Origin of the sequence: Mesorhizobium sp. M7A.F.Ca.CA.002.04.1.1 (assembly GCF_004022805.1) — a bacterium.
Lineage (GTDB): Bacteria > Pseudomonadota > Alphaproteobacteria > Rhizobiales > Rhizobiaceae > Mesorhizobium > Mesorhizobium ciceri.
Genome location: NZ_RZPL01000105.1, coordinates 1 through 10,935, shown reverse-complemented (window position 1 = coordinate 10,935; position 10,935 = coordinate 1). Strand labels below are relative to the sequence as shown.

Sequence of the window (10,935 nt, the reverse complement as noted above, 5' to 3'; positions counted from 1 at the left end):
AAGAAGGCGTTGGCGAGATAGTTCACCCCCATCTGCGGCAGCACGATCGCCAGCGGCGCGACCAGTCCGCCGGCGAGCCCGGCGATGGCCGCGCCGAAGGTGAAGGCGATGGCGTAGGTGCGCCGCGTGTTGATGCCGACGCCCTCGGCCATTTCGCGGTTCTGGATGACGGTGCGGATGTCGAGACCGAAGGACGTGCGGCTGATCAGCAGGATGACGCCGAGCAAGGTCAGCATGGCGATGCCGATCAGGATCAGCCGATAGGCCGGGTAGACGGTGAAGAAGAGGTCGAGCGTGCCCTCGATAGGCGGCGTCACCGGCTTGGCGCCGAGACCGAAGATCAGTTCCAGCCCTTGCTGCAGGATCAGGCTGACGCCCCAGGTGGCAAGCACAGTTGAGACCGGCCTGGAATAGAGATGGCGGATGATGGCGAATTCGAGGATGCAGCCGATCACCGCGCCGGCGATGGGGGCAGCCGCCAGCCCTAGCCAGAACGAGCCACCCATGCTCTGGACGAAATAGACCGCGAAGGCGCCGACGGTGACGAACTCGCCATGTGCCAAATTGGTCACGTTCATCAGGCCGAAGCTGATCGCCAGCCCGAGCCCGACCAGCATCAGGATACTGATCAGCGTCAGCGCATTGAGCAGCGTGGTGATGACGAAATCCATCGCGTCAAGCCGCACTGGCGAGACGTTGGCGCAGGCCGGCGAGCAGGCCTTCGGCGGCATCGATCACCGCGGCCTGATGAAGCTGCAGGTCTTGCCCGGCCCATTCGTCGATATGGTCCGACAAAGGGTCGACCACTTCGGTACGGTGATTGGCTAGCGTCTCGATGACGGCATGGCCGCAGAACGGCACATAGCCCTCGGAGTAGCCGCCTTCATGGGTCATCATCAGGCGCCCTTGCGAGGTCTCGGCGGCCAGCGCAACCATGCGCGCGGCGAGACGCCTGAAGCATTCGCTGTTGAGCATCATGCGGCCGAGTGGATCGAAGCCGGACGCATCGAAGCCGGAGGCGACGATGACGAGGTCCGGTCTGTAGGCGCGCAGTGCCGGTGCGACAACGCGGTCGAAAGTCGCTTCATAAGCACCGGTGCCGCTGCCGGCCGGCAGCGGGATGTTGATGTTGAAGCCCTCGCCGGCATCTTTCCCGTTGTCGGCCAGCGCACCGCGCCCGGTCGGATAGAGATTGTCCTGGTGCACGGAAATGGTCAGAACCGACGGGTCGGAATAGAACACCGTCTCGGTGCCGTTGCCGTGATGCACATCCCAGTCGACTATCGCCGCGCGCCCGAGCAAGCCTTCATGCTGCAGCCGGCGGACAGCGACGCCAATGTTGGAGAACAGGCAGTTGCCCATCGCCTGGTCGGGCTCGGCATGGTGTCCCGGCGGCCGCGCCAGCGCATAGGCATTGTCGACGCGGCCGGTCAGCACGGCGCGCATCGCGGCATAGGTGGTCCCGGCCGACAGCAGCGCGATGTCAAAACTGTTGAGGCCGATCGGCGCCTGCGGCCCGGCGAAACCGGAGCCGCGTTCGCTGAGCATGCGAATATCGTCGACATGGCGTTGCGTGTGCACGCGCAACAGGTCGTCGACCGAGACCGGCTCGGGGATGATCGGCACCAGATGCCGCGACAGGCCGCTGACCTGGATGAGGTTGTTCAGCCGGCGCTTGGAGCCAGGGGATTCCAGATGCCGGCCGGGTTCCACGAAACGGCCGGGCGGCATCATGTCGGCGCTGGAGCCGGTGTCATGCCACATCAGCTGTTCGTGAAAAACGTAGCCTGTCGCCATGCGCAGCGTCCTCTGAAAACCAGGTGACGCTAGCAGGCTAACGATCAGATGGCCCGACCCGAAAGTGGGGTCGCGCCTCTTATCTATGCCCCTCCTTTCGGAGGGGTATGGGCGCCTGCAGATCCTTGCGCGGCGCGCACCGCCTGCACCCGGTTGGTCACCGCGAGCTTGCCGAAAATGTTCTTCAGATGCCATTTCACCGTGGTCTCGCTCACCGACAACGCCAAGGCGATATCGCGGTTGGACATGCCCTCGGTGAGATAGCGCAGCAGTTCGGCCTCGCGCTGGGTGAGCTGTTCCTTCTCGGCGGCTGGTGCGGCCAGCTTGCGCGTCGCGACAGGCATCGCCTGCGCGGCATCGATGATGCGCGACGCATAGGCTGACAGTGCGGGATCGGTCTTCGCCTGGGCCGCGCGCAGCCGCATCAACCCTTCGACAACAGGCCTTCCCTCGTCGACGAAAGAGCGGATGAAGCCGGAGGGTTGGGCGAGACGCAACGCATTGAGGAGATTGCGGTCGGCCTCGCGTTGGTCGTGGAAGGCGCTGGCCGCCTTGGCGCGCAGGATCAGCGCCAATATATGGCGGCGCATGCGCCCGCTGTCTTTCGTGCGCTCGAGCAGCGCGTCGAAAACCCCCGCGGCAGCGGCATAGGATTTCTCGGCCGTCAGCAGGCGGCCCTCGGCAAAGAACTCGAACTCGTTGGCGGTAGTGATGACCACCGAAGCCTCGGTCCCTTCGCCCCGATGCTCGGCCAGCAGCGCACGCGCCTCGGCAATACGGTTCTGGTCGAGCAGCACACGTATGCGGTCATGCACGATCATCGATGCCAGGCGGCGATACACCGTGCCATGTACGCGTTGATAGACGCGCTCAAGCATATCCAGTGCCGCTTCGGTGCGACCGGTCAGCTGCAGCACGCGGGCATAGGTCGGCACGCTGGCCAGGGGATAGACGATGACCGCCGCGCCCTCGATCTGCGGTCCGAGATTCTCGACCAGGGTCAGCGCTTCGCCCGACGCATTGGTCTCATAGGCAAGTTCCGCAAGCAGCGTGCCGGCCAGGGCCTCGGCATAGGAGTTTGCACCGATCCGCGCCCGAGCCTCGATGATCGCGTTGCGCAGCAGCCGCTCGGCGGCGGGCAAGCGGCCCGCCGAACGCTCGATCACGGCCATGTAGCAATTGGCAATGGTGACGCCGAGCAGGCTGCCGCTTCGCTCATGCGCCCGGCGTGCCGCATCGATGGCGGCGCGTGCGCCGTCGAGGTCACCCAGCGCATAGAGGTTGTAGCCAATGACATTGGCGGTCGCGCCCTCCATGAACCAGGCATCGGGCGCGATGACGCGCAGGGCCGCAAGGGCTGTGGCGCGCGCCTGATCGAACTGCTCCAGCGTGCTGTGAACGGCGGCGGCGAGAACCACGAGCTCGGCCTCGATCGTTGTGCCGGTCATCGTGCCCGGGTCGTTGCTGTCGGTCGGTCCGGCTTCGACCAGCTTGCGCGCATTGCTCAGCGTCTGTTGGGCAATCTCCGGCTGGCTGCTGTGCACCGCCAACCACAGCACGACCAGCTGCAGCCGAATGCGCTGGTCGATCAGCTTCCTCGGCAGCAGTGCCAGCAGCTGGCGCACGTAGAGAAGCTGGCACTGGGCGATGAGGTCGAGCGCATTGTTCTCCACGAACACCGCCGCGCGGGCCTGGTCGCCGGCGGCCAGCGCGTGCCCGATCGCCTCTGTCAGCATCTTGCGCTCGCCGAACCATTCGGCAGCCGCCAGATGCAGCGGCGCGATCATCTCCGGTTCGCGCCGTTCCATTTCGCGGCTAAGGAAATCGCGGAACAGATGATGGTAGCGGAACCAGCGCCGCTCTTCGTCGAGCGGCACCAGGAACAGGTTGCGCGTCTCGATCTCGGTGATCGCCGCTTCGGCGTCGGCCGCGCGCATCACCGCCCGGCAGGGCTCGGCGCTGAAGCGTTCGAAGATCGAGCTGTAGAGCAGGAATTTTGCGATCGCCGGCGGCAGTTCCAGGAACACTTCGCCCATCAGGAAGTCGGCGACGTTTCGGTTGGCGCCGGTAAAATTGCCGATGACGGTTTCCGGTGCATGCGCGGCACTCAGTGACAAAGAGGCCAGTTGCAGGCCGGCGGCCCATCCTTCGGTGCGCGAGCACAAGGTCTCCACCGTGCCGCTGCTGACGCTCAGGCCCAGCTTGTCGTTGAAGAAAGCTTCGGCCTCGGATGAGGCGAAACGCAGATCGTCGGGGCCGATTTCGAAAACGTCGCCAAGCACCCGGAGCTTGCCGAGCTGCAGGTCGGGCAGGCTGCGTGAGCCGATGACGAAAGCAACATTTTCCGGCGCCTGCCGGGTCAGGCGCTCCATGAACCGCTTCACCGCCGGCGCCTCGACGGCGTGGTAATCGTCGAAGAACAGGGTGATGTCGGCCTCGCGCGCCGCCAGACCCGCCACAAGTGCCGCGAGCACGACATCGAGCTGCGGGATGGGGCTCGACTGGAAGGCAAGGTCGAGTTCCGCCGGGCTCTGGACCAGATGGCGCAGCGCGCCCACCAGATGCGATAGGAAGGCGCCCTCATCATTGTCCGTCGCCTCGCAGGACAGCCATGCCGTCAGCCTGCCGTGGCGTGCGATTTCCGCAGCCCATTGCGCCATCGTCGTCGATTTGCCGAAGCCGGCGGGCGCGGCGAACAGCACGATGCGCGTGTCGATATGACGCGCCAGCGTCGACAGAATGGTCTCGCGGCGCACCCATCGGCGATGGTGCGGCGACGCTTGGCTGACGGATTGCGGAGCTGTTCTCATCTAGGTCCGCACAGCCTGTAGCTCTCTGGGGGAGAGTCGCCGCAGCCGCTCCACTCCGCTTCGATCAGCGGAATTTGCGGTGCGGCATCGCGCGGCAAGGTTCCCTTGATACGGGGATCGTCGACGATCTCAAATCCGGTAGCGAAGGGCACGAACCCGCAGGCGCTGTAGAATCCGATGACGCTGTGATGATCGAAGCTGCTTGTATGCAGCCAGATGCGGCTCGGGTTGAGACGCCATGCGAGCTCCAGTGCCCCGGCCATCAGCCGTTTGCCGAAACCGCGGCCGGTCAGGGACGGGAACAGGCCGAAATAGGTGATCTCGATCTCGTTATTGTCGGCGGCGAAGAACTCGACCATGCCGAGATGCGCGCCGGTTTCATCATGGCCGTAGTAGAGATGCTGGCGCGGGTCGGCGAAATGCTCGGTGATTTCGGCATCGGACATTTCGGAAACGCGGTCCCACAGCCAGGGTGCGCCGATCTTGAGAAAGATCGCCCGGTAGGAAACGCAGTCGGGCGTCGTGATCCGTGTCATGCCCAAAGGGCGCGCGAGATCCGGCTGCGGCGTACGCGCTTCCATCCAGGTCACCGCATTGGCAAGCTTGCCAGCCGGCAGGCGATGGTAGCCAATGGCGAGATCGGTGATTTCGGCGGGCATCGTGTCTTCTGTGATCAACGCATTCCTCGTCATGTCTTCCAGAGATAGCAGTATCGGCTTGCTGCATCCGATGCCAACTCCCCCAAGACCATGGCAGCATCGAACGGCAAGTCCTGGACTGAAAGTTTGGCGCGCATGCCTCTTGCATTTCACAGGAATGGCATATGAGATATGATACACCATCCAGATGAAAGTGAAATATGATGCCTAAGCGGATTGCGGATGAGGCCATTCTGAGCGCAGTCGATGATGGCTTCGCCCGACAGGTCGCGTTTCTGCAAGACCTCGTGCGCTTTCCCTCCCAACGTGGCGAGGAACACCCCGCGCAGTCGTTTATGGCCGCCGCCTACGAGGCGGATGGCTACGCGGTCGACATGTGGCGCGTCGATGTCGACGTGATTCGCGACCTGCCGGGTTTTTCCCCCGTGGCGGTCTCTTACGACGATGCCTTCAACGTCGTTGCTACCCACACGCCGCGAAACGCGACCGGCCGCTCGCTGATCCTCAACGGCCATATCGATGTCGTTCCGACCGGACCGCTCGACCGCTGGGTCCGCGATCCCTACGATCCGGCGATCGAGGATGGCTGGATGCATGGCCGCGGCGCCGGCGACATGAAGGCCGGCCTGTCCGCCTGCCTCTATGCGCTGAGCGCCTTGCGTAGCCTTGGCTATCAGCCGGCCGCGAACGTGTATCTCCAGTCGGTGGTCGAGGAGGAATGCACCGGCAATGGCGCGCTTGCATGCCTGCAGCGCGGCTACCGCGCCGACGCCGCCTTCATTCCCGAGCCGCTGGAGCCGCGGCTGATGCGGGCGCAGGTCGGGCCGATCTGGTTCAGGGTCGAGGTCGACGGCGATCCGCAGCATGCGTCGGGTGCATTTTCGGCCGGCGCCAATGCCATTGAAAAAGCCTTCGTCATCATCCAGGCGCTGAAGCAGCTCGAAATCGTCTGGAACGCGCGCAAGGTCGATGATCCGCATTTCCATGATCACCCGCATCCGATCCGCTTCAACCTCGGCAAGATCGAAGGCGGCGAGTGGACATCGAGCGTTCCGGCGCGCTGTGTCTTCGAGATGCGCGTCGCCACCTATCCCGGCCAGAGGCTCGAAGACGCCAGGGCCGAGCTCGAGGCCTGCATTGCCGATGCGGCGCGCGCCGATCCGTTCCTGGCCAACCGACCACCCAAGATGACCTACAATGGCTTCATGGCCGAGGGCTATGTGCTGGAGGGCGCCGACGAGATGGAAGCGGTGCTGCGCCGCAGCCATACCGCCGTGTGGGGCGAGCCGCTGACGGAACACGTCACCTCGGCGACCACCGATGCACGTTTCTTCGGCCTCTATGCCGACACGCCGGCGATCGTCTACGGCCCGATCTGCCGCATGCCGCATGGCTATGACGAGGCCGTCGATCTCGACTCGGTGCGCAAGGTCACCCAGACGATCGCGCTGTTCATCGCCGACTGGTGTGGCCTCGAACCTATCGAGGCTAAGCCATGAATGCGGCGGTGCCCGATGCGTTCGGCGAAACACTCGCCGAGGACGCACCGGGTGTCTCCACGGCCGACGCCCTCGCCATCCTGCGCCGGCACTACGGGCTGACCGGCACCGCGCGTCCGCTGCCTGGCGAACGCGACCACAATTTCCATATTCAGACCGACGGCGAGGGCGAGTTCGTCCTGAAGATCTCCCATCCGGCGGAAGAAGCTGGCTTCACCGACTTCCAGAACAAGGCGCTCGACCACATCCTTGCGGTCGACCCCACCTTGCCGGTTCCCTCGGTGCGCAAAAGCATCGAGGATGAAGCGCAGTTCGCGGTCAGCGTCGCTGGATCGGCGCCGCGCATTATCCGGCTGGTGACCTATCTGTCCGGTCAGTTGCTGTCGCGCTCGCCGACTTCCGAGGCGCAGGATCGCAATCTGGGCATCTTCCTCGCCCGCCTCAGCCGGGCGCTGCGCGGCTTCTTCCATCCGGCCGCCGGCAACGACCTGCTCTGGGACATCCGCAAGGTCGCCAAGACACGGCCGATGATGGCGCACATCACTGATCCGAGTCGGCGGGCGATGGTCGAGCGCGCGATCGACTCCTTCGAGGAGCATGCTGCGCCGGTCATCCCGAGCCTGCGCGCGCAGATCGTCCACAACGACATGAATTCCTACAATGTGGTGATGGATGCTTCGCGGCCGGAGGTCGTGAGCGGCATTCTCGATTTCGGCGACATGATCCATTCGCCGCTGATCTGCGACCTCGCCATCGGCGCCGTCTACCGCTGGCCGGCGGAAGGCCATCCGCTGGCACCGGCAGCGCGCTTTGTCGCAGGTTATCAGTCGCTCCAACCACTGGAGGAGGAAGAGATTGGCATTCTCTTCGATCTGATCCGTGCCCGACTTGCGCTCATCGTCAACATCGCCAGTTGGCAGGCCGAGCGTTTCCCGGCCAAGCGCGACTACGTGCTGCGCCTCGCCACCGAGGTCTGGGCTTCGCTTGAAAAGCTTGATGGTCTGTCGTCCACCGATGCCCGCCGCTATTTTCTCGACCATTCCAATCCGGAGTAGATGCTCGTGCCCCAGTCCTCGCCGTATCCCGCAAATGCCGACGCGGCTGCATCGGAGCGCGCGCTGCTCGAACGCCGCGCCAGGCTGCTCGGGCCGACCTACCGCGCCTTCTACCGCAACCCTATTCATCTGGTGCGCGGCAGCGGTGTGTGGCTCTACGATGCCCAGGGCCGCAAGTTCCTCGACGCCTACAACAACGTCGCCTCGGTCGGCCACTGCCATCCGCGCGTCGTCGAGGCACTGTCCGGGCAGGCCGCAACGCTCAACACCCACACACGCTATCTCAGCGAGATCATCCTCGATTACGCGGAAAAGCTTCTCGGCACCGTTCCGGCCCATCTCGGCCACGCGATGTTCACCTGCACCGGCAGCGAGGCGAACGACCTTGCCATCCGCATTGCCCAGCATTCCAGCGGCGGCACCGGGGTGATCATCACCGATTTCGCCTATCACGGCGCCACCATAGCGACGGCGCAACTGTCGCCGGCGGCGGTCGGGGCAAAGGGGGTACCAGCGCACCACCGCACGGTGGCAGCGCCGGACACGTTCCGCGACCATGGCCGGGCCGCGCATGATTTCGCCGGAAATGTCGCCGCTGCCATAGAGGACATGCGAGCAAAAGGCATCAAGCCGGCGGCGCTGCTTCTCGACTCCGCCTTTTCCAGCGACGGCATCTTCTTTCCCGATGCGGCGGTGATGCGCGAAGCGGCGGATCACGTCAAAAAGGCCGGCGGCATCGTCATCGCCGATGAGGTCCAGTCCGGCTTCGGCCGGCTTGGCCAGGGCATGTGGGGCTTCGCAAACTATGGCATCGAGCCTGACATCGTCTCGATGGGCAAGCCGATCGGCGATGGGCACCCGATGGGCGCCGTGCTCGTGCGGCCGCAGCTTGTCGCCTCCTTCGGTTCGAACACCGGCTACTTCAACACCTTCGGCGGCAACCCGGTCGCGGCCGCTGTCGGCCTCGCCGTTCTCGATGTCATCGAAGGCGAGGGGCTGATCGAGAATGCGCGCAATGTCGGCGCCTATACGAGTGAACTGCTGCGCGCCCTGCAGGGCCGGCACGGCGCGGTCGCTGATGTCAGGCACAACGGCCTCTATTTCGGCGTCGAGCTGACGGCGGACGGCGACGAGGCTCTGGCCGCCACCAAGACATCGGCGGTCGTCGAAGCCATGCGCGAGGACGGCGTGCTGATCTCGTCCTGCGGTCCGCGCGGCAATGTGCTGAAGATCAGGCCGCCACTGCCCTTTGCCAGGGACAATGCCGAGCAACTGGCCGAGACGCTCGATCGCGCTCTGTCGAACTGGTGATCGGAGCGGCCCGCGCATGCTGAAGCTCGAACATCAGACCCTGAATGACCGCGCCTATGGCGCGCTCAAGCAGGAGCTGATTTCCGGCGGCTTCAGCCCGGGCCAGGCGCTGGTCATCCGCAAGCTCGCCGAGACGTTCGGCATCTCGACGACACCGATCCGCGAGGCGCTGCAGAGGCTTGTCGCCGAGCGGCTGCTCGAGATGCAGAACAACCGCTCGGTCATCGTGCCGTTGCTGTCCGCGCCTGCCTTCGAGGAGCTGACGCGCATCCGCATCGCCGTCGAGGGACTGGCGGGCGAGATGGCGGCGACCAGGATGAGCGAAAGCGGGCTGGCTGACATCCAGGCGACGCTCGCCGGCATGCAGCGTGCCATTGAGGCCGGCGACGCCAGGGCCTATCTCTCATTGAACGAGGCGTTCCACTTCGCCATCTACCAGCATGCTGGCGCGCCGATCCTTTTGAACATGATCCGCGACCTCTGGGGGCGGGTCGGGCCTTATCTCAAGCTGCTGATGCAGGCCGATCGCTACATCCCGCAGTCCAACGACGCGCATCGCAAGATCGTCGCCGCACTGGAGCAGCGCAGCGGTCCCACTGTGCGGATTTTCATAGAAGAGGACATCGCCGTGGCGGCCGCTGTGCTGTCTGCAAACCTTGACGCTGCCAGGGAGCCGTCGGCCTAGCTCGTCCCGTCCAGCCGGTCGCGCAGCATGCTCCAGCCGAGCAGCATGTTGGGCGCGTGCCGCAGCACGGCGTGGAACGGTATTGGCGCCGGCGGCGCGAAGGGCAGCGGCAGGTCGCGGGCGTCGGTGCCGGCGGCCCAGTCGGCCAGAACCTTGCCCATCGCCGTCGTCATGGCGATGCCGCGCCCGTTGCAGGCGCGACCGGCGATCAGTCCCGGACCGAGGTCGATCAGGTGCGGCAGGAAATCCGGTTCGACCGCTGCCATTCCCGACCAGCTGTAGGCAAGCGGCGGCAGGTCGGGCAGACCGAGATGCCGGCCGAGCCTTCGCCAGATCGTCTGCGGTACGCGCGTATCCGCACCGGCGCCAAGGATATGCATGCCGCCGCTGATCAGCCGGTTTTCGGCGTCGAAGCGGAAGGTGAACAGATTGCGTCTGGTGTCACCGACACCTTGCCCGCCGGGAAGCAATCGGTTGCGCACTTCACGAGGTAGCGGCGCTGTCGCGATCTGGAAGACTTTCAGCGGGAAGTAGGTTCGCTGCAACGACGGATTGAGGGACCAGCCATAGGCGTTGGTGGCGATCAGCACCTTGCCCGCGCGTACCGAGCCAGAGGGCATTTTCAGCATCCAGCCATCGGCTATGCGATCAACCGAGGTGACGCGCGTCTGCTCGAAGATCTTTGCGCCGGCCTTCTCCGCCGCATCGGCCAATCCGCGCGCATAGGCGACCGGATTGAGCACGCCGCCGGAACGGTCCATCCAGCCGCCGACATAGCCTGGCACGCCTGTCAGGGCTTCGACTTCCTGCCGATCCAATGTGACTGCCGGCCGGCCACGCTGTGCCCACTGCCCGGCACGTGACTTGACTTTTTCAAAGGCGGCAGGCGAATGCGCCGGCTGGATCCATCCGTTCTGCACGGCGTCGCAGTCGATGCCGTGCTGCCGGATCAGGCGGAAAACCAGGTCGGCGCTGCCGGCGGCGAAATCGATCAGCCTTTCGCCACGCGATGGTCCGAGATGGGCCAGTATGTCGGCCGGGTCCATCTTGGCGAAGTTCGGCACGACGAAGCCAGCATTCCTGCCGGTTGCGCCCCAGGCGATGAATTCGGCTTCGAGA

9 protein-coding genes are annotated in these 10,935 nt (G+C 64.9%); 4 read left to right on the top strand and 5 right to left on the bottom strand.

Features of this window, described 5'->3' with window-relative positions:
* The 4 genes from ENZ75_RS08175 to ENZ75_RS08160 form a co-directional block, all read right to left on the bottom strand.
* On the bottom strand, nt 1-671 hold a 671-nt coding region (locus ENZ75_RS08175), incomplete at its 3' end, for a branched-chain amino acid ABC transporter permease (protein WP_128278014.1).
* A gap of 4 nt (nt 672-675) precedes the next feature.
* A complete protein-coding gene (locus ENZ75_RS08170) occupies nt 676-1,797 on the bottom strand; it encodes a class II histone deacetylase (RefSeq protein WP_013532992.1) in 1,122 nt (373 codons plus the stop codon).
* Between the two features lie 83 nt (nt 1,798-1,880).
* The gene (locus tag ENZ75_RS08165; protein WP_063167562.1) at nt 1,881-4,607 is read right to left on the bottom strand and encodes a LuxR C-terminal-related transcriptional regulator; all 2,727 of its coding nucleotides are present in this window, start codon (nt 4,605-4,607) and stop codon (nt 1,881-1,883) included.
* Entirely contained in the window at nt 4,604-5,266 is a 663-nt protein-coding gene (locus ENZ75_RS08160; RefSeq protein ID WP_244514272.1) for a GNAT family N-acetyltransferase, read from the bottom strand. The genes ENZ75_RS08165 and ENZ75_RS08160 overlap by 4 nt, the downstream gene beginning before the upstream one ends.
* A 203-nt stretch (nt 5,267-5,469) precedes the next feature.
* Between ENZ75_RS08160 and ENZ75_RS08155 the strand changes: the two genes are divergently transcribed.
* Genes ENZ75_RS08155 through ENZ75_RS08140 form a run of 4 tightly spaced genes read left to right on the top strand, consistent with a single transcriptional unit; the run spans nt 5,470 to nt 9,816 of the window.
* Nucleotides 5,470-6,765, top strand: a complete 1,296-nt coding sequence (locus ENZ75_RS08155; protein ID WP_063170179.1) for an ArgE/DapE family deacylase — start codon at nt 5,470-5,472, stop codon at nt 6,763-6,765.
* Nucleotides 6,762-7,820 carry a phosphotransferase gene (locus tag ENZ75_RS08150; RefSeq protein ID WP_063167563.1) on the top strand — a complete coding sequence of 353 codons (1,059 nt, stop codon included), beginning with the start codon at nt 6,762-6,764 and terminating at the stop codon, nt 7,818-7,820. The genes ENZ75_RS08155 and ENZ75_RS08150 overlap by 4 nt, the downstream gene beginning before the upstream one ends.
* Entirely contained in the window at nt 7,821-9,131 is a 1,311-nt protein-coding gene (locus ENZ75_RS08145) for an aspartate aminotransferase family protein (protein ID WP_063167564.1), read from the top strand.
* 16 nt (nt 9,132-9,147) lie between these two features.
* Nucleotides 9,148-9,816: a GntR family transcriptional regulator gene (locus tag ENZ75_RS08140; RefSeq protein ID WP_024502527.1), complete on the top strand. Its 669-nt coding sequence runs from the start codon at nt 9,148-9,150 to the stop codon at nt 9,814-9,816.
* Here the strand turns inward: ENZ75_RS08140 and ENZ75_RS08135 are convergent.
* The coding region (locus ENZ75_RS08135) for an FAD-dependent oxidoreductase (RefSeq protein WP_164887761.1) at nt 9,813-10,935 on the bottom strand (1,123 nt) is incomplete at its 5' end. The genes ENZ75_RS08140 and ENZ75_RS08135 overlap by 4 nt on opposite strands.